Annotated in this window: 19 protein-coding genes and 1 tRNA gene; 9 read left to right on the forward strand and 11 right to left on the reverse strand. The window is 59.3% G+C overall.

Annotated features, from left to right (window positions below; translation table 11 throughout):
• Positions 1–42: 42 nt before the first annotated feature.
• The 6 genes from AC07N4_RS20760 (at position 43) to AC07N4_RS20785 (ending at position 5,144) form a co-directional block, all read left to right on the forward strand.
• The gene (locus tag AC07N4_RS20760; RefSeq protein ID WP_096821938.1) at positions 43–738 is read left to right on the forward strand and encodes an ABC transporter permease; all 696 of its coding nucleotides are present in this window, start codon (positions 43–45) and stop codon (positions 736–738) included.
• The gene (locus tag AC07N4_RS20765; protein ID WP_007952568.1) at positions 735–1,424 is read left to right on the forward strand and encodes an ABC transporter permease; all 690 of its coding nucleotides are present in this window, start codon (positions 735–737) and stop codon (positions 1,422–1,424) included. Before AC07N4_RS20760 ends, AC07N4_RS20765 begins: the two co-directional genes overlap by 4 nt.
• Entirely contained in the window at positions 1,405–2,640 is a 1,236-nt protein-coding gene (locus tag AC07N4_RS20770; protein ID WP_493065875.1) for a methyltransferase, read from the forward strand. The genes AC07N4_RS20765 and AC07N4_RS20770 overlap by 20 nt, the downstream gene beginning before the upstream one ends.
• A 344-nt stretch (positions 2,641–2,984) precedes the next feature.
• Positions 2,985–3,821: an FkbM family methyltransferase gene (locus AC07N4_RS20775; RefSeq protein WP_493065876.1), complete on the forward strand. Its 837-nt coding sequence runs from the start codon at positions 2,985–2,987 to the stop codon at positions 3,819–3,821.
• Positions 3,822–3,896: 75 nt separating this feature from the next.
• Positions 3,897–3,972, forward strand: a tRNA-Thr gene (locus tag AC07N4_RS20780).
• Between the two features lie 347 nt (positions 3,973–4,319).
• Positions 4,320–5,144, forward strand: coding sequence for a 2OG-Fe(II) oxygenase (locus tag AC07N4_RS20785; RefSeq protein ID WP_493065877.1), 825 nt, complete (start codon positions 4,320–4,322; stop codon positions 5,142–5,144).
• 171 nt (positions 5,145–5,315) lie between these two features.
• Here the strand turns inward: AC07N4_RS20785 and AC07N4_RS20790 are convergent, their stop codons facing one another.
• On the reverse strand, positions 5,316–6,026 hold the full coding sequence (locus AC07N4_RS20790) for an SDR family NAD(P)-dependent oxidoreductase (RefSeq protein ID WP_096821934.1): 711 nt from the start codon (positions 6,024–6,026) through the stop codon (positions 5,316–5,318).
• A gap of 49 nt (positions 6,027–6,075) precedes the next feature.
• A complete protein-coding gene (locus tag AC07N4_RS20795; RefSeq protein WP_065257763.1) occupies positions 6,076–6,294 on the reverse strand; it encodes a tautomerase family protein in 219 nt (72 codons plus the stop codon).
• A 479-nt stretch (positions 6,295–6,773) separates the two neighbouring features.
• Between AC07N4_RS20795 and AC07N4_RS20800 the strand changes: the two genes are divergently transcribed.
• Positions 6,774–7,700 (forward strand): LysR family transcriptional regulator, encoded by a 927-nt coding sequence (locus AC07N4_RS20800; RefSeq protein ID WP_085712740.1) that lies wholly within the window; start codon positions 6,774–6,776, stop codon positions 7,698–7,700.
• Here AC07N4_RS20800 and AC07N4_RS20805 read toward each other — a convergent pair.
• From AC07N4_RS20805 to AC07N4_RS20830, 6 genes are all read right to left on the reverse strand, one after another.
• Positions 7,617–7,934 (reverse strand): AzlD domain-containing protein, encoded by a 318-nt coding sequence (locus AC07N4_RS20805; protein WP_007909127.1) that lies wholly within the window; start codon positions 7,932–7,934, stop codon positions 7,617–7,619. The two genes, AC07N4_RS20800 and AC07N4_RS20805, sit on opposite strands and share 84 nt — an antisense overlap.
• Positions 7,913–8,629 carry an AzlC family ABC transporter permease gene (locus tag AC07N4_RS20810; RefSeq protein WP_085608636.1) on the reverse strand — a complete coding sequence of 239 codons (717 nt, stop codon included), beginning with the start codon at positions 8,627–8,629 and terminating at the stop codon, positions 7,913–7,915. Before AC07N4_RS20810 ends, AC07N4_RS20805 begins: the two co-directional genes overlap by 22 nt.
• Positions 8,626–9,003, reverse strand: coding sequence for a GNAT family N-acetyltransferase (locus tag AC07N4_RS20815; protein WP_096821986.1), 378 nt, complete (start codon positions 9,001–9,003; stop codon positions 8,626–8,628). The genes AC07N4_RS20810 and AC07N4_RS20815 overlap by 4 nt, the downstream gene beginning before the upstream one ends.
• Positions 9,004–9,082: 79 nt before the next feature.
• Positions 9,083–9,829, reverse strand: coding sequence for a 2OG-Fe dioxygenase family protein (locus AC07N4_RS20820; protein ID WP_096821932.1), 747 nt, complete (start codon positions 9,827–9,829; stop codon positions 9,083–9,085).
• A 232-nt stretch (positions 9,830–10,061) separates the two neighbouring features.
• Positions 10,062–11,348 (reverse strand): OprD family porin, encoded by a 1,287-nt coding sequence (locus AC07N4_RS20825; protein WP_493065878.1) that lies wholly within the window; start codon positions 11,346–11,348, stop codon positions 10,062–10,064.
• A gap of 298 nt (positions 11,349–11,646) precedes the next feature.
• A complete protein-coding gene (locus tag AC07N4_RS20830) occupies positions 11,647–12,315 on the reverse strand; it encodes a DsbA family protein (RefSeq protein WP_192559506.1) in 669 nt (222 codons plus the stop codon).
• A gap of 254 nt (positions 12,316–12,569) precedes the next feature.
• On the opposite strand from AC07N4_RS20830, the gene AC07N4_RS20835 reads away from it, so the two are divergent.
• Positions 12,570–14,657, forward strand: coding sequence for a TonB-dependent receptor (locus AC07N4_RS20835; protein ID WP_493065879.1), 2,088 nt, complete (start codon positions 12,570–12,572; stop codon positions 14,655–14,657).
• A 64-nt stretch (positions 14,658–14,721) separates the two neighbouring features.
• On the opposite strand, the gene AC07N4_RS20840 is transcribed toward AC07N4_RS20835, so the two are convergent.
• The 3 genes from AC07N4_RS20840 to AC07N4_RS20850 all read right to left on the reverse strand — a co-directional run bounded on the left by AC07N4_RS20840 (position 14,722) and on the right by AC07N4_RS20850 (position 19,378).
• Positions 14,722–14,934: a hypothetical protein gene (locus tag AC07N4_RS20840; RefSeq protein ID WP_065257771.1), complete on the reverse strand. Its 213-nt coding sequence runs from the start codon at positions 14,932–14,934 to the stop codon at positions 14,722–14,724.
• Positions 14,935–15,179: 245 nt separating this feature from the next.
• Complete coding sequence (gene aguA / locus AC07N4_RS20845) at positions 15,180–16,286, reverse strand: agmatine deiminase (protein ID WP_493065880.1); 1,107 nt, start codon at positions 16,284–16,286, stop codon at positions 15,180–15,182.
• Between the two features lie 179 nt (positions 16,287–16,465).
• Positions 16,466–19,378 (reverse strand): aminotransferase, encoded by a 2,913-nt coding sequence (locus AC07N4_RS20850; protein ID WP_493065881.1) that lies wholly within the window; start codon positions 19,376–19,378, stop codon positions 16,466–16,468.
• A 175-nt stretch (positions 19,379–19,553) separates the two neighbouring features.
• Between AC07N4_RS20850 and rfbC the strand changes: the two genes are divergently transcribed.
• Positions 19,554–20,099, forward strand: a complete 546-nt coding sequence (rfbC, locus tag AC07N4_RS20855; protein ID WP_096821926.1) for a dTDP-4-dehydrorhamnose 3,5-epimerase — start codon at positions 19,554–19,556, stop codon at positions 20,097–20,099.
• Positions 20,100–20,185 lie beyond the last annotated feature (86 nt).

Here is a 20,185-nt window from a genome sequence, read left to right on the forward strand (position 1 = left end):
GCCGATCCCCGGCCTTGCCTGCCGCGATTTGAAAAGAAATCCATGATTATCGACCTCTACGGATTCGGCCCGGCGCTCGCCGCCGGCGCGCTGATGACCGTCAAACTGGCACTCTCAGCCCTGTGCCTCGGGCTGGTGCTCGGTCTGCTCGGCGCCTTGGCCAAGACTTCCCCGTACAAGCCGCTGCAATGGCTTGGCGGCACTTATTCGACCCTGGTGCGCGGCGTCCCGGAATTGCTCTGGGTGCTGTTGATCTACTTCGGTACGGTCAACGCCATGCGCGCCCTCGGTGAGTTCTTCGGCAATCCCGATCTGGAACTCAGCGCCTTCGCCGCCGGCGTCATTGCGCTGGGCCTGTGCTTCGGCGCCTACGCCACGGAAGTGTTCCGTGGCGCGATCCTCGCCATTCCCAAAGGCCACCGTGAGGCCGGCGTGGCCCTGGGCCTGTCGAAATGGCGGATCTTCACCCGGCTGATCATGCCGCAGATGTGGCGCATCGCCCTGCCCGGTCTGGGCAACCTGTTCATGATCCTGATGAAGGACACCGCACTGGTGTCGGTGATCGGCCTGGAAGAAATCATGCGACACGCGCAGATCGGCGTGACCGTATCCAAACAGCCGTTCACCTTTTATATGGTCGCCGCCTTCATGTACCTGGGCCTGACCGTACTGGCCATGACCGGCATGCACTTCCTGGAAAAACGCGCCGCACGCGGCTTCGCGAGGAGCGCTCAATGAACTGGGAAGTCATCATCAAGTGGCTGCCGAAACTGGCTCAGGGCGCGACCCTGACCCTGGAACTGGTGGCCATCGCCGTGATCGCCGGGCTGCTGCTGGCAATCCCGCTGGGCATCGCCCGTTCTTCGAAGCTGTGGTACGTGCGCGCATTGCCCTACGCCTACATCTTCTTTTTCCGTGGCACGCCGTTGCTGGTTCAGTTGTTCCTGGTCTATTACGGCCTGGCGCAGTTCGACGCGGTGCGTAACAGCTCGATGTGGCCGTACCTGCGCGATCCGTTCTGGTGCGCTACCGCGACCATGACCCTGCACACCGCGGCGTACATCGCCGAGATCCTGCGCGGCGCGATCCAGGCGATTCCCCCGGGTGAAATCGAAGCGGCGCGGGCGCTGGGCATGTCCCGGCCGAAAGCGCTGTTCTACATCATCCTGCCGCGTGCTGCGCGCATCGGCTTGCCGGCCTACAGCAACGAAGTGATCCTGATGCTCAAGGCCAGTGCCCTGGCCAGTACGGTGACTTTGCTGGAACTGACCGGCATGGCCCGTACGATCATTGCCCGCACTTACTTGCCGGTGGAGATCTTCTTCGCGGCCGGTGTGTTCTATCTGGTAATGGCCTACGTGCTGGTTCGCGGCTTCAAGTTGCTGGAACGCTGGCTGCGCGTCGATGCCTGCCAGGGGCGCTGAAGCTTCTTATGTGCTGACGGGCGAGGATCTGCTCGCCCGTTTCACGGCACTGGATACATTTCTCACGGCGCATCAGGCGCTGTGGAAACCCCGCCCGTTCACTCATCTGCAACTGCCCTGGGAAGCGTCCTACCCGGAGCTGGCCTTGTGGCTACGTGGTCGGTCGCTGGAGGATGCGGAAAACGCCCACAACAATCCCGCCGAACTTTTGGGTGCGCCCGAACCCTTTGCTTCATTGGCAGCGTTATCGCTTGAGCTGAGCTCGGTGGGTGAATTACCTGCACAGGAGCTGGAAGCTTCCAGCCATCGACTGAATGTCGATGTGCCGGGGCGCAAATGGCAGCAGATCGAGGCCTTCGCCAGCCGTTTGTCGTTTGCCTCACAACCGAAGCACTGGCTGGATTGGTGTTCGGGAAAAGGTCATTTGGGCCGTCGCCTGCTCGGCGCTGACCAGCAACTCACCTGTCTGGAATATGACCCGGCGCTGGTCGCCAGCGGTCAGGCGCTGAGTCAACGTCATCACCTGAATACGCTGCATGTCGAGCAGGATGTGCTCGCGGCGAACACCGCTTTATTGCTGAACGCCGAGCACACACCCGTCGCCCTGCACGCTTGCGGCGACCTGCATGTGCGGCTGATGCAACTGGCTTCCGAGGCTGGCTGCCGACAATTGGCGATCGCACCGTGCTGCTATAACCGGATCAGTCGCACTGAATATCAGGCGTTGTCTTGCGCCGGTTCGCGATCAGTCCTACAGCTGTCGCTGGAAAATCTGTCCCTACCGATGAGCGAAACCGTCACTGCCGGGGCCCGCGTCCGACGTCAACGTGATACCTCCATGGCCCGTCGGTTGGCCTTCGATCTGCTGCAACGGCAAGTGCGGGGTATCGACGAGTACCTCCCGACGCCATCCCTTCCCAGCGCCTGGCTGGACAAGCCGTTCGACGACTTCTGTCGCGACCTGGCGGCGTTGAAAGAGTTATCCACAATCGGCGAGCACGATTGGCCGGCACTGGAAGCAGCGGGTTGGCAGCGGTTGGCCGAAGTTCGCAACCTGGAATTAATGCGCGGACTCTTCCGACGACCGTTGGAGCTTTGGCTGAATCTTGATCGGGCACTTTTCCTCACCGAACAGGGATACGTCGTACGTCTCGGTACCTTCTGCGAGGCGCCGCTCACACCCCGCAATTTCCTGCTGCTGGCCGAACGCGCTTAAATCCTTACAGCCTGTGGATAACTCTGTTGATGGATTTCTCGTGGATCCAATATCCGCGGCTGTTTCAAGCCATTAACAGCCCTGGTCATTTTTTGTTCACATGAATAAAAAACCGGTAAAACAGGGATTTGCGATTCAAATGAGAACCCGTCCACAAAATCCCGCCTGACCCTGTCGAATTAAACGCCTGTTGTGCATAAGCCCCCAAGCAAAAGGACATAACCGCCGAATCACGGACGCCGGCAACCGAAAATTGCGCCTGCCCACCACCCTTGCTATACAGGCTCACACCGTGCCGGCAGCGCACGCACGAACAAGAAGAACCTGACCAACAGGGAGCGATCGTGACGTTCATCTCTTACGCACAGAATTTCGAAGACATCCGCCTGTGGCGCGCCCTCAAGTTCTTTGAAAACGGCTTCTACATCGATGTCGGCGCCAACGATCCGACCCACGACTCGGTCACCAAGGCGTTCTACGATCGCGGCTGGAGCGGCATCAACGTCGAGCCGATGCAGAACTTCCACGACGCCCTGTGCCAACAACGCCCGCGCGACACGACGCTGCAATGTATCGCCAGCGATGAGCCCGGCGAAGTGACCTTCTATGGCATTCCCGGGACCGGCCTGTCCACCGCCGACCCAGTCACCGCCCAGGAGCGCCGCGATCTCGGCCTCGATGTGCGCAGCCTCACTGTCCAGGCCCGGACCCTGACCTCGATTTGCGAAGAACACGCCAGCGGCCGCGAAATCCATTTCCTGAAAATCGACGTCGAGGGCCACGAGGAAACCGTGCTGCGCGGCATGGACTTCAGCCGCTTCCGTCCATGGATCATCCTCATCGAAACCCCGTTCGAGCGCGACCACACCTGGGAACACCTGGTCACCGACGCCGGCTACACCAACGTTTGCTTCGACGGCCTCAACAGCTACTTCCTGGCCGACGAACACCTGAATCTGAAACCGGCCTTCGACATGGCGCCCTGCCAACTCGACAACTTCCAGCTATGCCTCGGCCACCCCTTCGCCCACCCCGTCAGCCCCGGCGAAGCCGACGCCTTGGCGCAAATCAGCGCCGCTCTGCAACGCGCCGAACACGCCGAAGCCCAACTGCGCGCCATCCAGAACAACCGCGCCTGGCGAGCGATCCAGAAACTGCGCAACGTCCTGCGTCGGGCCTGATCGGAGCCCGCGCAAAAATAGTCTGAATTCAGGGGTTTACAGAAGCAACCGAGTCGCTATAATCGTCGCCCACACGCCGGTATAGCTCAGATGGTAGAGCAACTGACTTGTAATCAGTAGGTCCCGGGTTCGATTCCTGGTGCCGGCACCATACAAAACAAGCCCCTGCAGAAATGCAGGGGCTTTGTTGTTTCTGGAGTGTCCACATTTCGTCTACATCTCCGATCATCAGTAATCGTGTTGCCAGTTTTAATCGGAACAATCCATAGACTGATCACTTCAAGCCGGTTGCAGATTCCTGAGCACCTTCATGGATGTCACGCTTGCCGAATGGCCATAACGGCGCTTGTACTGCTCGGCATCGAGTGCATTGATGGGTGCTCTTATCCGGCAATCCCAGCGTGGTCGCAAATGCAAACCGCTGCTTCCGTTTGAATACGATGATCCGTTTCGGGGAGAATGTTGGTCGCTCAAATGCCACCAGGCCAAGGATCTCAAATGGAAGTCACACAAATCGCTGCGCTTATCGTCAATCGGCTTGACGAAATGGGCACTGACATTCAGAGACAGTGGAACAATCCCGAGGGCACCCACACTCGCCACTTCTTCGTTGACGACCTGCTCACGGACGAAATGGCCGAGGCGATTTATGAGGCGTTCCCGCGTAATGCTGATGGGTTCTTTGACCGCCAGTCGTTCCGGGAGAAGAAAAAGACGCTGACCAATCTCTCCGACTATCCGCAGATCCTGAGCGCCGTGACCTACGCAATGCAGCACGAATCTGTTGTGGCCAAGGTTGCACAACTGGTCGGGATGGATGATGTCGTGCCGGACCCAAGCCTGTACGCCGGCGGCCTGTCGATGATGTTCCAAGGCGACTTTCTGAACCCTCACATCGACAACAGCCACGACGGCACGCGCAACCTGTACCGCCGCCTGAATCTGCTCTATTACGTGTCGCCCGACTGGGCGCTTGAAAATGGCGGCAACTTTGAGTTGTGGGATCCGAAGGTCAAGCAGCAGAAAACGATCGTGTCCAAGTGCAATCGCCTGGTGGTGATGGAAACCAACAAACACTCCTGGCACTCCGTGAGCGGTGTTCGCGCCGAAATGCCTCGGTGCTGCGTTTCGAACTATTACTTCTCCGCAACGTCGCCGGATGATCACGAATACTTTCACGTAACGTCGTTCAGTGGCCGCCCGGAGGAAACAGGTCGTCGCCTGCTGGGTATTGTGGACAACAGCCTTCGTAATGTGGTCTCGAAAGTGCTGCGAGTGGGACGAGGAACCAAGCTGATCAATAAAAAGGATCAAAAAGATTGAGCCGAATTTCAGCGATCCGTTCGGTATCAAATTGATTCTGCAATCCTGGTTTCATTGACAGGCTAAAAGCAAAACAAGCCCCTTTGCGGCTTGAACCTATCGATGCAGCTGACCGAAGCCTCGGCCAGCCGCATCAGGTCAATCAGTTGCACCCGATCGACACGCCGACGGTCAGTGCCCGGCGCTCTGCCCGCCATCCACATGCAGAATCTCACCCGTCACAAACGCCGCGTTATCCAGATACACCACGGCCTGCGCGATATCGTCGACCTCGCCCATGTGCCCAACCGGGTGCAGAGCCCCCAGTGCCGCGTGGGTTTCCTCGCCATGCATCGGCGTCTTGATGATGCCAGGCGAAACCGCGTTCACCCGGATCCCGCGTTTGGCGTATTCGATGGCCAGTGATTTGGTGGCGGCGTTGAGGCCGCCCTTGGTCAGTGAGGCGAGGACCGAGGGCACGCCGTCGACCGCGTGGTCGGTCAGGCTGGTGGTGATGTTGACCACGTGGCCCTTGCCCTGTTTTTCCATTTCGGCGATGGCCAGTTGGGTGATGTAGAAGAAGCCGTTGAGGTTGACCGACAGCACTGCGGCGTAGTCTTCCGGGGTGTAGGCGGTGAACGGTTTGGCGACGAAGATGCCGGCGTTGTTGACCAGGGTGTCGATGCGGCCAAAGCGCGCCACACCTTCGCTGATCACACGCTGAGCGGTGGCAGGATCGCCTATGTCGCCGGCGATGGTCAGGATCTGCGGGTCGTTCGACGGTTTGATCGAGCGCGAGGTGGCGACGATGTTGTAGCCCAGCTCACGGAAGGCCTTGACCATGCCTTCGCCCAGACCTTGGGAGGCGCCAGTGATGACGACGGTTTTTTTCGAATGGCTCATGATGAAATCCTCAACAGGTTGATGGTGACCGAAAAGACAGTGAGTGCGGTCATGACTGATTCCGTTCCGCCAGTTGTCGGCGGTATTCGGTGGTGGTGATGCCGGCGTAACCCCAGTTATCGGTGTCGACTTCTTCGATCACGATGTGGGTCAGATCCGGGCGTTTGTTGAGGACGCGTTCCAGGGTTTCGGTGATTTCGGCGATCACCTGAGCTTTCTGCTCGCGGGTAACACCGTCACGGGTGATGCGTACGCTGACAAATGGCATGACGATTACTCCAGTGACCTGGCCTCGGGATGATGGTCAGGTGTTGGAGCTCAATTTAGGCGTGTGCCGGTAGGGGAAAAAGTAGGGGTGGGGTACTTCATTTGTGAGGTGGTGTAATGAATAACTTGTCACAACCAGGCCTGAATTTGAGCAAAAGACCGCGTCCGATATCAGCTCATTCGCAGTGATCTCTGAGACCTATCCGTAAAATTTGCGGGCGAAAGCCCCCATTCGTGTCAGTCGTTTCCCTTTGAAAAACCCCGGAAACGCACCCAAACCGTGCACTTTTTTTGACCCCAATCACCCCCGCGTCACCAAAAACCCCGATCCTGTGTCAGCCTCCAGCCATCGGCAGGGACATCAATTCGCTACTAATTGCGCGACAACTATGCTCAGGTGCAGGAATATAGCCGGCAAATGGAGCCGTTCAGGCCGTCACGTACACAACAATACCCAGCCCACTTCAGAGGGCATTACCCATGGATAGCAGAACCTTACGCAACCTCATGCGCATCGTGCAGACCGGCTCGTTGTCGGCCGCAGCCGAGCATTCGTGCCTGACTGTGCAGGCCCTGGCCGCACAGTTGAACAAGGTCGAAGAACAGTTCGGTTTCCGCTTGTTTCGCCGTTCCAACAAAGGGCTGACGCTGACGCCGCAAGGCACGGAGCTGACGCCCTATATGGACAGAGTGCTGATAGCCACGCGGCAGATGGAAGAGAAAGTCGAGGCGCTGAAGGTGCCGGGACAGCGCACGTTGAAAGTGGCGTTGAACACCACGCTGGACCCGGATTTCAACCGACGATTGATCGGACGCCTGATCGACGTGTTTCCCGACTACCAGATGGAATTCAGCTACGCCGAGTCGATGGAAAACCTCAGCAAGCTGAAGAACGAGGACTTCGATCTTGCGGTGTTGATCGGCCCGCAACGTCCGGGTTTGCCGAGCATTGTCCTGCCAGAAGTGCAGGTACAGGTGGTCGGCGCGCACTGCGGTCAGGAAAACGATCCGCTGACGTTGCTCGGCAACAAGTTTCAGGTGCGTCCGGCAGAGGATTGTCCGTATTCCCACAGCTTTTTGCGTTTTCTCGACGCCGGGCTGGGCAATCACGAGAACAGCCAGCGGACGATTTATTCCTGTAGCGAAACGCTGACCCTATCGCTCATCACGCAGATGGACGCGGTCGGCATGGTCTCCCGCGAGGCCGCACAGAAGAACGGCCTGACGATTTTCCCCGGGTTCGAGGATTTCCTCGAAGTGCGCCTGGCGGTGAACAACCCGGATCTGTCCGGCCAGGCGTTGAACGATGTGGTCGATCTTCCGCTACATGAACGAGCCGAGCGCAATGTACGCAGCCGTCCCAACCGCCACACTGAGAAAGAGGTTTTTGCTGAAATACGCACATAACAGCGTCGGAATCGCTGCATAGAATTCCGGGCGATCGAGCTGTATGTGCTGATCCTTGATCAACAAGGGAGTCAGGCTGATCGCAGCGACGATCGCCACCGGCAGGTATTCCAGCGCCCGGGCGATGAAGGGCGGCCAGTGCTCGGTGTTGACCTGCAACGGCAAGGCACGCGGCAGGAAGGTCACGGCCATCATCAGCGCGACCACCAGAATCAGGAACGTTTGGTCAGGCATACACCCACTCCGCAGCCCACAAACGTGGCGATGAAAACGTTGAATGGCGAGCTGCCGACCAGACTCAGTGCGCCCATGCAGACCACAGCGGCCAGTGCGGCGATGAGTTTGTTGCGGGTGTTGCACAGCGAGACCAGCACGTAGAGCATCATCGCGGTCAGCGCATAGTCGAGCTGGTATTTGATCAGGTGTGACGCGTACTGCGCGCACAGGGCGCCGAGCAATCCGCCGATCACCCAGGAGGTGTGGCAGAACAGGTTGAAGCCGATCAGATAACGGATGTTTACCGGCGCACCGGTGCCCAGTTTGACGCTGTGGAAGGCGAACGATTCATCGGTCAGGCCGCCGGCGTAGCACCAGCGCTCCATGCGGCTCAGGCCCAGCGCCCGCAGGGCCTTCGCCATGTACACCGACATCAGCATGTGCCGCGCATTGATCAGAAACGTGGTCAGCACGATGGTGGTCAGTGACGCCCCGCTGCTGATCAGCGCCAGCGCCGCGAATTGCGAAGCCCCGGCATAAACGAACAGACACATGGCCACCGGCAGCCACAGCGGCAGCCCGGCGTTGACCGCCATCAGCCCGAACACGAACGACACGGTGAAATAACCGGCCACCACCGGGCTGGCTTCGGCAAAAGTGCGCGACGGCTGACGGTCGACCATCAGCGGCGCACTGCCGGATGTTTCATTCATAGATCCCTCTCAAATGTCCGCTCGCCGTGTGGTTCGCAAAAACCCTGGGCAGTCCAGAAACGCTTGCCCGCGAGGTTAGCATCATCGACGAACAGGAACATCCGCAGCACACCGACCCGTTTCATGTCGGCCGACGCCGCTTCCACCAGCCGCTGGCCGACGCCCTGGCTGCGATAGCGCGCGCTGACTGCCAGATGGTTGATCGTACCGCGACTGCCCAGCATGCCGCCCAGCACCGCGCCGACAATCTCGCCTTCGACATCGAAGGCCAGATACGCCGTGGTGGTCTTCTGGATCAGCACGCCGCGCAGGCATTTGGCGTCCTGCCATTCGCAGAATGACACTTCGTCGAACTGGCGGAAGAAGCGCTCCATGCGCTGCGCATCCTTGGCCGTCGCGCGACGCAGCACCACCGGCGTCGAGCATTCGACGCCGTCAATTTGAGTGATCTGATTAGCGAACAATGTCGAAAGCGGTCCCGGGCCGCGAGAAGGAAATCGCCAGAATCTGCCGATACGCCATGGCATGGGAGTGGGTATTGCGTGCCGGTGTCACGTAGTGGCGCATGTCGCGGTCGAGGAAGTACGTGGTGTCGAGGATTTCCAGGTAAGTGGTCGACGCCAGTTGCTGCTCGTGAATGTCGTACAGACGGCTTTCGGCGCCCTCGACATTGTTGCGGCCCCAGAAGTGCACACCGCTGAACGGATAACCGTCGCAGTGAATGCCTTCCGGTGTGATTTCCAGTTGTTTGCCGGGTTTGATCTCGATGCGGATCTGATGGATCTGGCATTGCCAGATTTCATCGTGCAGCTCTTCCGGCAACACGCTTTTGTACACTTCGAAATCGGTGTCGATCAGGCTGCGCATCACCGGCGAACTGATGACTTCATCAGAGAAGTCCTGGAAGTGCCGTACAACGCCGCCCACGTAAGCATTGTTTTCCTTGGACTGCACGTACGCGCGGTGTTCCAGTTGCTTCAGTTCGCGTGTCTTGGGGTTGTACTCAAAGTCGCTGTAACGACGGTAACGCATGCCGGCTTCGGCCTGACCGTAGTAACTGTCAGGCTCCATGTTTTCCCAACTTTTGGTCAGTCTGACGAAGTCGGCGAAATGACCGTAGAGATTGAAGTCAGCACCCTGCACATTGGCGTACTTGTCACGCCGTAGCGATTCGCCCACTTCTCTGGTTAAAACGATCATTACCAAATTCTCCGCTGCATTGAGCGGCCTAATCTATTAGGTGGAGAATTTGCGTCCATGAGAAAGAATTTCAGGCATTTAAAGCCCTGTTTGAAACGCGATTTGAAACGCCTTCAAAGTGCGTTTCAAATGACAAAAACACGGGTTTTTATGCTTTTTTTTCAAAAAACGTCAAAAAAAAACCCCGAACCAGTCGGGGTTTTTTATGGCGTTTCGCAGCCTTAACCGATCATCAGAAGATGTTGATCGGGTAATCCACGAACACACGCAGCTCGTTGCCGCTGACGTTGTATTCGCTGGACTTCTGCGAAACACGCAGGATCGAGCTGCGCAGTTTCACGCTCAGGTCTTTGGCCGGGCCACTTTGCACGACGTACTTGAACTGGTTGAAGATTTCGCGCTCGGTGCCGCCTTCGCTGGCGGACGTGGTGATGTTGTCGCCACGCACATAAGCGAAGTTGTAGCTCAGACCCGGTACGCCGAATGCGCCGAAGTCCAGGCCGTAGCCCAACTGCCAGCTGCGCTCGTCTTCAGCGTTGAAGTCCGACCAGTAGGAGTTGGCCAGGTAGATGGTGTTGCCACCGTCACCCACGCGACCTTGACCTTTCTGGTAGCCGCCATAGGCGTAACCCAGGTTGCTGTCGCCGGTGGAACGCTGGTGTGCCACGGTGAACGAGTGCGGACCGGTAGCGAAGGTCGCTGCCAGGCTCCAGATCTTGTTGTCGTCGCCGGTCACACCGTTTTCGCGGACATAGGAGTTGTCCAGCTTGGTGCGGTAACCGTTGAAGTCCAGGGTCAGGGACTGATCCTTGTCGATCGGGAACACGTAGTTGGCGTTCACGTATTGCTTCTTCAGCACGTCTTCGACGTCGGAAGCGTACAGCGCTGCCTTGAACTGTTCGGTGAACTGGTAGCTACCGCCCAACACGTTGATCGACTTCAGACCACCGCTGTCACGGCCTTCAGCGCTTTTGCGCGATTCGGCAGTGAAACGACCGGCATCCAGTTGCAGACCTTTGATCTCTTTGGAAGTGATCAAGGTACCGGTGTAGCTTTCCGGCAGCAGACGCGAGTTGTCGTAGTTCAGCACCGGCAGGGCCGGCATCTGGTCACCGTAAGTCAGGGTGGTGTTGGACAGGCGGAATTTCACCGCTGCGCCGCCCTTGGACAGGTCATTGGCCGGGTGGCCGCTGTCGCCCTTCTTGAAGAAGTCGATACCCTGGGCGCCGCTGCGATCTTCGCTGCGCTCCAGGTTCAGGGCGTACAGACCGAATGCGTCCACACCGACACCGACGGTGCCTTGGGTGAAGCCGGACGAGAACGTACCGATGGCCGCCTGGCCCCACTCGGATTTGTCCTTGTTGCCGTCTTTATAGTCACGATTGATATAGGCATTGCGCAGCAGCACTTTGAGGCTGCTGTCTTCAACAAAACCCTTGGACTCGGCCTGGTCGTTAGCCATGGCCTGAGTGGCGCTCAACATCCCCAATGCGATCAGACTGATCCGCTTGTTCAACATTTTGTTTTCCTTATTACGGGTTGAAACGCGCTGTGTCGAACGGCTGAAACGGCGCTAATGCACTCTTTTTTCACCCCGAAACAAAAAGGCCCGCCCACGACAAAGTCGTGGCGGGCCTTCTTATTATTTTTGAGTCATGGCGGTTGGCCACAGGCGTTGGGCCGAATCGTAGCTGCGCCCTGAACAATGTGTCAATTTCAAGAATCGTCTTTAAATAGGCAAAAATCGTCTAAAAAAAGTAAATTTTTCGATGGCTGCGTGCAGGGAAACGCCTGTAATCAGGGATTTTGATGCCGTCTCACGCGCAACCGTCGAGGCCGCAAACCGGCAAGGTTTGCGCCGATGGTGCCGACGGAATCGACTCGCTCAACCACTGTGCAAAGGCCTGCGGTTTGCCGAGCCACGGGCCGATATCGATCAGAGTGAACTGCCCGTCCTGTTCCAGCGCAAAGGTCGGAAAGCCTTGGCCACCGAGTTTCGCCAACAATGCGCGGCTGTTCTTTATGTGTTGATCGGTGTCAGTCGCTTTGAGGGTTTTGAGGAACGTATCCGCCTCGTAGCCCATCTCTGCCGCGCACTCCACGAGCACGGCTTCATCGGCAATTCGCCGGCCTTCTACATAGTGTGCGGTTTGCAAACGGCCAAGCAGTTCCAGGCCACGCTCATCGATGCTTTCTGCTGCCATGACAGCAGCAATCGGTGGCGCGGAATCAAAAACTGCCGTGTGATCGCGCAACAGACCTTCGAAATAGGCTTCGCCGAACGGCTGTCCGGTGTATTCGGCGATGCGTCGGTCGTGAGGCATCACGTAATTGCGCAGTTGCGGTGAAACACTCTGGCGGTTGGCACCGGTCATCATGCCGCCCGCGTGGGCGATCACCGGCAGCACTTGTTGTGCGGCTTGTACCAGCGGTTTGGCGCCATAGCACCAGCCGCACAGAGGGTCGTAGATGTAGTGAAGGATCATCTGAAAACTCCGGAAATCGATGGCGGCCACGTTAGTCCCTCGGCCGTTGCAGAAAAACGCCGGAATGGCTTTCAGTCTGTTTCGGCAATCGGTCGAATGCGCTTGTTGTGAGTCCCGTGACAGTCTTGAAACAGACACGAAACAAATTGACACAATCAAACCACGGAACTTTTCCGGAATAATTAACGGAAGCAAATGCAAAGCATTACCATTCGCGCGCTCGAATTCTTCCACCCTTCCGGATGCGCTTTTCAATGCCTGCCCCGTTCCGTCTCACGCCCGTCACGCTTGGGCTTTCTGCCTTTTTGTCCTCTGGTTTCGCTTACTCCGCGACCGAACTTCCCGCCACTTCGATCAGTGCTGAAGCGCAGGCCGACGACCCGCGCGTAAAGGTCAGCAACACCGCAACCCGCACGTCCACCCCCGTGCGCTACGTGCCGCAGGCGATCGATTCGATCAAGACCGCCAACGTCGCGGATTACGGCGTCAATGACATCGAAGATGCCCTGAGCGGGATTCCCAACGTCAGCGGCGGAGGCGACACGCGCTTCGACAGCCTGCGCATCCGAGGTTTCGACGCCAGCAACGACTTCTACCTGGACGGCATCCGCGACGACAGCCAGTACAAGCGCGATCTGCACAACATCGAACGCGTCGAAGTGCTCAAGGGCCCCGCCGCCGTGCTGTACGGCCGTGGCAGCCAGGGCGGGATCGTCAACCGTGTGAGCAAGGCGCCCGAGTTCGGCCGCCGCTCGACCATTGAGGCCCAGGGCGGCAGCGAGGATCTGCGCAGCCTGTACGCCGACCTCAGCGCCGACCCGAGCGAGAACATCAGCCTGCGCCTGAACATGGGCAACATGGACGAGAACAGCTTCCGCGACGGTGTCAGCGGCAACCGCAAACTGTTTGCGCCGTCGATGAGCTGGCAGCTCACGCCTGACCTGAACTGGCTGGTGCAATACGAATACAGCCGCTACAACCGCACGCCGGATCGCGGCATTCCCGGCGTCGGTGGACGTCCGGCGGATGTCGGCCGGGACACGACCTACGGCAACGATCACGACTTCATCGACGACAAGACGCAGTCCCTGCGCTCGAAACTGAGCTATGAAATCAACGACAACTGGCAACTGCGCCACACCCTCGGTGTGTTCAAACTCGACAGCGATTTCGACAACACCTACCTCACCGGTTTCGACGCGAAGACCAACAAGGTCACCCGCCAGCACTGGCAACAGGACCTGACCACCCGCAACGTGTTCAACAACGTCGAACTGGAAGGCGGCTTCGATACCTTCGGCCTCGAACATCGACTGCTGACCGGGATCGAAACCGGCAGCCAGCGCCGCGACCCGACGCTGTACAACGCGGCCACCGGCCGTGGCACCCAACCGGTGCCGTCGCTGGATCTGTACAACCCGGATCGCAGCCAGCGCCACACCGGGCGCATGCAGGTGTCGAGCAGCAGCCACACCGAAGTCGAAAGCCGCGCGATCTATGTTCAGGATCAACTGCGCCTGAACGATCAATGGCAACTGCTGGCCGGTCTGCGCTACGACACTTTCGATATCGAGTCGACCAACAAACTGCGCAACATCTCCGAGGACCGCGACAGCCACAGCACCAGCCCGCGTTTCGGCGTGGTCTGGACGCCGCTGCAGAATCACTCGTTCTACGCTTCATGGACCAAGACGTTTTCACCGGTTGGCGGCGGTCTGATCGGTATCACCCCCGGTGCGGCCGGCAACACCAACGACCTGAGTCCGGAGCTGACCAAGCAAAAGGAAATCGGCGTCAAGAGCGACTGGCTCGACGATCGCCTGAGCACCACCCTCGCCGTCTACGAGCTGGAACTCTACAACCGCCGCACCACCGACCCGGTCGATCCGACGCTGACCGTGATGAGCGGTTTGCAGCGCTCGCGCGGGATCGAACTGACCGGTACTGGCAAGATCGTCGGCAACTGGTACGTGCGCGGTGGCGTTGGTGTGCAGGACGCGACCATCGAGAAGGACAACAACGGCCTGGAAGGCAAACGCGTCAACAACGTCGCCAAGCACAACGGCAGCCTGTTCCTGACCTGGAAACCGGAGATGGGCTGGTACGGCGAAACCGGTCTGACCCTGGTCGGTCAGCGTTACGCCGACAACGCCAACACCACCGTGTTGCCGGGCTACGGTCGCTGGGACGCCCTGGTCGGCTACCGCCACAAGGACTGGGACTTGCGCGCAGCGCTGAACAACATCACCGACCGCGAGTATTACTCGTCGGCCACCAGCGCCTTCCAGATCCAGCCAGGCGCACCACGCAGCCTGGTCATGACCGGCACCTACAGCTTCTGATTCACGCCCATAAAAAAAGCGCTGCCATCCCGGCAGCGCTTTTTACAATCCTTGTTTGTTCTTCTTATCCTTCCATCACATCCCACAATGCGTCCAGTTCGGCCTCGCTGAACAGGCCAGCGGGGTAACGCTCGATCATCATCCGGCGCGGATCAGGTTCCCTGATCTGACGCGTTCCATTGGATTTCAACCAGTGCGCGACAATCTGGAGCGACTCACTATTTACAGCCATGGGATGCAACGTCCGCTCGCTGATTACGTTCACTTCGGCGTTCATTTCAGCGCTCTCTCCCCGTTCGTGAGCGGCTACGTTATCCAAGGTTTATGACAGAACTGTTGAAGTTCTCCCCCCTCCCTAGTGCGTCATGAGCGATACAAGAGCTATGCCAACGTAGTGAAATTGTCGACCAGCGGACATAAAGAAACCCGCAGTCCTGACGGGCTGCGGGTTTCTCTTCAAGCGTGGGCAACAAATGACTGCCCGGTCGATTTTTCAATCAACTCAAGCTGTTACATCCGCACTCACTCTTTGTGCGGCGCGGGTTGCTGTTGGGTAAGGCAGTGAATGTTGCCGCCACCCAGTAACAGTTCACGACCCGGCACCATCACCACTTCGTGTTGCGGGAACAGGTTCTGCAGGATTTCGCGGGCCGGGGCGTCCATTGGATCGTCGAAACTCGGTGCGATGATGCCGCCGTTGACGATCAGGAAGTTCACGTAGGAACCGGCCAGACGCACGCTCGGGTTGCGCTCCTGAGTGCCGTCCACCGGGTCCACGCCCGCGCACTCTTCTTCGGTGGCAAACAGCGGCCCCGGAATCGGCATCTTGTGCACCGTGAACGGGCGGCCCTTGGCGTCGGTGCTGCTTTCCAGCACTTTCATCGCAGCCTGGCAGCGCGGGTAGTTCGGATCCTGCGGATCGTCGGTCCACGCCAGCAGCACTTCGCCCGGACGCACGTAGCAGCAGAAGTTATCCACATGGCCGTCGGTTTCGTCGTTGAACAGGCCATCCGGCAGCCAGATGATCTTGTCCACCGACAGGTTTTCGCTGAGCACCGCTTCGATTTCTTTGCGGCCCAGGTGCGGGTTGCGATTGCGGTTGAGCAGGCATTCTTCGGTGGTGATCAGGGTGCCTTCGCCGTCGACGTGAATCGAGCCGCCTTCAAGCACGAAACCTTCAGTGCGGTAGCGTGGGCTGCGTTCGATCTCGAGGATCTTGCCGCCAACCTGAGAATCACGGTTCCACGGCGAATACAGGCCGCCGTCAAAGCCGCCCCAGGCGTTGAAGTCCCAGTTCACACCGCGCACTTCGCCGCTGTTGTTGATCACGAAGGTCGGGCCGCTGTCGCGGACCCAGGCGTCATCGCTGGACATCTCGACCACGCGGATATTCGGCACGTCGAGGCGAGCGCGAGCGTTTTCGTACTGGCCGGCGGACACCGCCACGGTCACCGGTTCAAAACGCGCGATGGCCTTGGCCACGGCGGCGTGAGCGGCCTGCGCGGGCTTGCCGCCCAGACGCCAGTTGTCCGGACGCTCGGGCCAGATCATCCAGGTCTGGGTTTGCGGCGCCCATTCGGCCGGCATGTGGAAGCCATCGGCGCGTGGGGTACTTTTCAAGGTGGTCATGTCGATCAGGACTCCAGGGAACGGTCGAGGGTGTTCAACGCGCCGAACAGGTTTGGACGACGGACTATGGCGACTTTATAAACGATAAATATCGACTTTAAAAGCTAAAAACAAATGATCGCTTTTGAATCCACCGACTAATACCGATACAAATCGGTATTAATCGGCCTATCACAGGCTCAGAGGCCTTCTTCCAGCACCTTCGACAGCATGTCGACAAAGAAATCCACGCTCTGACGCGAAGTGACCATCGGCGGTTTGATCTTGAGGATATTCAGGTCATCGCCGGTCGGCTGCATGAAGATGCCCAGCTCTCGCAGGCGATCGCAGAGCAACGTGGTTTCTTCGGTTGCCGGCTCCAGGGTCTGCCGATTGCGGATCAGTTCGACCCCCAGATAGAACCCCGAGCCATGCACCGCGCCGACCAGCGGATGTTTATCGATCAATGCCTCCAGCCGCTGCTTGAAGTGCCCGCCGACTACCTGGGCGTTTTCCCAGAGCTTTTCTTCTTCCATCACATCGAGCACGGCCATGCCGATCTGGCAACTCACCGGACTGCCGCCCGCGGACGAGAAGAAGTAACCCTCGGCTTCCAGCGCTTCGGCGATTTCCCGGCGGGTGATCACGGCGCCCAGTGGCTGGCCGTTGCCCATGCCCTTGGCCATGGTGATGATGTCCGGCACCACGCCTTGCTCTTCGAAGCCCCAGAAGAAGTGGCCCATGCGCCCGTAACCGACCTGCACCTCGTCGGCGATGCACACGCCGCCCCGGGCGCGCACCAATTCATAGACCTTTTTCAGATAGCCCGGCGGCAGCGAGATCCCGCCCGCATTGCCGTAGACCGGCTCGCAGATGAACCCGGCCAGTTGGCGTTTCTGTTCGTCGATTTTGGCCAGGTTGTGTTCGACACTGCGCACGTAGTCCGGCGCCGAATCGAGGCCTCGGAATTCGCCGCGATAGATGTTCGGCGCAGTCACCGGGTGTACCCAGTCCGGACGGCTGCTCAGGGCCTGCGGATTGTCGGCAATCGAGGTCGACACTGCATCCGCGCCGACCGTCCAGCCGTGATAGGCCTCCAGCACACTGAGCATGTCGCGCCCGCCGCTGTAGGCCCAGGCCAGACGGATCGCCAGATCATTGGCCTCGCTGCCGCTGTTGACCAGGAACACCCGGTCCATGCCTTCCGGCGCCAGTTTCAGCAAGCGTTCGGAAAACTCGGCGACCGCCGCATAGTTGAACCGCGAGTTCGTGTTGAGCAACGACCACTGCCGGCTCGCAACCGCGGCCATACGCGGATGACCGTGCCCGAGCACCGCGACGTTGTTGAGCATGTCGAGGTAGGAGCGGCCCTGCATGTCGATCAAGTGATTGCGCCAGCCGCGCTCGATGCGCGGCGGGTCGACGTAATAATGTTTCTGGGTGCGGGCGAAACTGGCATCACGGCGCGCCAGCAGGGTTTGCGCATCCAGTTCCGGCTCAGCGTCGCAGGCCAGGCCCAGTAGCGCCGCTGGCGATGGGGACAGCGCCTGCCACGCCGGCGCGCGGGTCGGCGTGCAGAACAGCGGTGCCTCAAGGTGCGCATCGCGAACCAGTTGCACGATCAACGGGCCCTCCACCGAACCCAACACCTGGCCTTTGACCAGCGCCGCACCGCTGTGCAACGACGGCGTCACGCCCCACAGGCGCACGCTCAGTTGCGGGCCGTCGAGTCGCAGCGCGCCGTCAGCCGACAGATGCAGAACGCCCGCAAACGGCGCTTCCACCGTCGTAGCCTGAGGTACGCGCAACTCAACGTGCAGCGGGAATGTTTCTGGCTCCTCGGCACTGTCAGGCCGGGTACGAGACAGACGGTATTGCCCGTATCGACTGGCGGCCAGACCGTGGATGGCGGCGGCCTCGTTCAACAGACGTTGATCAATGCCCGATTGCTCCCAATTGCCCGCCTCGAAGTGCGCGCTCAACACACCCAGATCAATCAGCGCGAACTCGCGCCCGACCAGACCGGGCAACAACGGCGCGAAGCCTTCACTGTCGATGGCCGGCAACGTCTGCTCGACTGCAGAGAGAATCGCCGCCTCCATCAGCGCCAGCGGCACCGAAGTGGCGACCCGGAAGATTTCCCATTCATGGGTGAGGTTGTCGCGGCTGTAGGTGTTGCCCGGATCAATGCTGACCTGTTGCTCACCACTGAGCACCAGCACCGCCGCGCGCGCCACGATCAGCGGCCACAGCGCCTGCAATTCTTCGTGTTGCAACGGATTGACCGCGTGGTAGGCCTGCACTGCCGGCAGGATCACGAACGGATCGCCCCCGGCGTGATGCAGCAACGCCGCACAGGTGACCGACAGATCGGTGATACGCCAGGTGCGCACCAGATCACCGAAATCGATGACGCCCTGCAACTGCCAGTGTCGCCGGGCATCACGCTGCCAGACCACGTTGTCGTCGGTGATGTCCATGTGGATCGCTTGCACCGGCAGTTTTTCCAGCAACGGCTGCAGACGGCGCCCGGCTTGTTCGGCGGCCTCGGCGATCAGTGCGCGCTGGCGCTGATCCTCGATCACCGGCAGCAAATGCTCGATCAGGGCACTGGCGTGGCGCGCATCCCATTGCAACGTGCGCGCGAGCCCCGGATGGTCGAACCCGGCCAGGGCCAGGTCCATTTCACCGCAGAGCCGGCCGAATCCGGCGACGACTTCGTGGCCAAGATGATCGAGCGCCGTCAGCGGCTGGCCTTCGATGTAATCGAGCAACCGCACATGCACCGCTTCACCGCCGATCTCCAGCGACAACAGGTCCTGGCCGTCATTGGCCGGGATGACCCGGGGAACATGGACATCGCAGTGTTCGGCCAAATATTTCAGGCCAGCATGCTGGGCCTGCAACTCCACCAGCGAATAGTCGCCCCGGCAGATTTTCAGCACGAATCGCCCGCGCTCGCTGTCCACGCGATAGTTGAGATCCTGCTGGCTACCCAGTGCCTGCAACGTGCCGTTCAGCCCGTAATGCTGCGCCAGAACCTGCAACGCCTGCTCCGCAGTGACCTGTGGGCCCGGCAGACTGGCGCGATGAATCAACGTGGCGAACGACATGGAACGACCCCTGAAATTTTATTAGGCGCCTATATCGCCATTGCTTTGGACGATTCGCAACCCCTGCTCCGTCGGACGGGATCGCAAGTTCGGGCGAAATGTTTCAGACCACTCGCGCCCACCGGCACTTTGCGCAAGAATGTCGACCATTCACACCTCTCACTGGAAAAAACTCATGAATGTAATCGCTACCGATCTGCCCGGCGTTCTGATCATCGAACCCAAGGTGTTTGGTGACGAGCGTGGTTTCTTTTACGAAAGCTTTAATGCCAAGGCTTTTCAGGAAGCGACCGGTCTGGATACGCAATTCGTCCAGGACAACCATTCGCGCTCGCAGAAAGGCGTGCTGCGCGGCCTGCATTACCAACTGGAAAACACTCAGGGCAAACTGGTCCGTGTCACCGTTGGTGAAGTGCTCGACGTGGCGGTAGATATCCGTCGCAGCTCGCCGAACTTCGGCAAATGGGTTGCTGTACGGCTGTCGGCCGAAAACCACCGCCAACTCTGGGTACCGGAAGGCTTCGCCCATGGTTTCGTGGTGTTGAGCGAATTCGCCGAGTTCCTCTACAAGACCACCAACTACTACACCCCGTCCGCGGAGCGCAGCATTCGCTGGAACGACCCGGATCTGGGCATCGACTGGCAGTTGGACGAAGAACCGAAACTGTCGGCCAAGGATCAGGCGGGTGCACTCCTCAAGGACGCCGACGTCTTTTCCTGAATGCCTGTGTGAAACTTCAGCGCTGCTGTGCACCCGACAACGGGTGCGCAGACTGCGACTGCAAGCCTAGGCATAATGCGCCTGTA

The sequence above is a fragment of the Pseudomonas sp. GW821-FHT09E04 genome, from assembly GCF_059416185.1.

Coding starts and splice junctions, on each gene's coding strand:
- aguA (WP_493065880.1), bottom strand. CDS start 16,286: ATGACCACCTTGAAAAGTACCCCACGCGCCGATGGCTTCCACATGCCG.
- AC07N4_RS20760 (WP_096821938.1), top strand. CDS start 43: ATGATTATCGACCTCTACGGATTCGGCCCGGCGCTCGCCGCCGGCGCG.
- AC07N4_RS20820 (WP_096821932.1), bottom strand. CDS start 9,829: ATGATCGTTTTAACCAGAGAAGTGGGCGAATCGCTACGGCGTGACAAG.
- AC07N4_RS20765 (WP_007952568.1), top strand. CDS start 735: ATGAACTGGGAAGTCATCATCAAGTGGCTGCCGAAACTGGCTCAGGGC.
- AC07N4_RS20805 (WP_007909127.1), bottom strand. CDS start 7,934: ATGCCTGACCAAACGTTCCTGATTCTGGTGGTCGCGCTGATGATGGCC.
- AC07N4_RS20835 (WP_493065879.1), top strand. CDS start 12,570: ATGCCTGCCCCGTTCCGTCTCACGCCCGTCACGCTTGGGCTTTCTGCC.
- AC07N4_RS20825 (WP_493065878.1), bottom strand. CDS start 11,348: ATGTTGAACAAGCGGATCAGTCTGATCGCATTGGGGATGTTGAGCGCC.
- rfbC (WP_096821926.1), top strand. CDS start 19,554: ATGAATGTAATCGCTACCGATCTGCCCGGCGTTCTGATCATCGAACCC.
- AC07N4_RS20795 (WP_065257763.1), bottom strand. CDS start 6,294: ATGCCATTTGTCAGCGTACGCATCACCCGTGACGGTGTTACCCGCGAG.
- AC07N4_RS20810 (WP_085608636.1), bottom strand. CDS start 8,629: ATGAATGAAACATCCGGCAGTGCGCCGCTGATGGTCGACCGTCAGCCG.
- AC07N4_RS20785 (WP_493065877.1), top strand. CDS start 4,320: ATGGAAGTCACACAAATCGCTGCGCTTATCGTCAATCGGCTTGACGAA.
- AC07N4_RS20800 (WP_085712740.1), top strand. CDS start 6,774: ATGGATAGCAGAACCTTACGCAACCTCATGCGCATCGTGCAGACCGGC.
- AC07N4_RS20770 (WP_493065875.1), top strand. CDS start 1,405: ATGCCTGCCAGGGGCGCTGAAGCTTCTTATGTGCTGACGGGCGAGGAT.
- AC07N4_RS20830 (WP_192559506.1), bottom strand. CDS start 12,315: ATGATCCTTCACTACATCTACGACCCTCTGTGCGGCTGGTGCTATGGC.
- AC07N4_RS20790 (WP_096821934.1), bottom strand. CDS start 6,026: ATGAGCCATTCGAAAAAAACCGTCGTCATCACTGGCGCCTCCCAAGGT.
- AC07N4_RS20840 (WP_065257771.1), bottom strand. CDS start 14,934: ATGAACGCCGAAGTGAACGTAATCAGCGAGCGGACGTTGCATCCCATG.
- AC07N4_RS20850 (WP_493065881.1), bottom strand. CDS start 19,378: ATGTCGTTCGCCACGTTGATTCATCGCGCCAGTCTGCCGGGCCCACAG.
- AC07N4_RS20815 (WP_096821986.1), bottom strand. CDS start 9,003: ATGGAGCGCTTCTTCCGCCAGTTCGACGAAGTGTCATTCTGCGAATGG.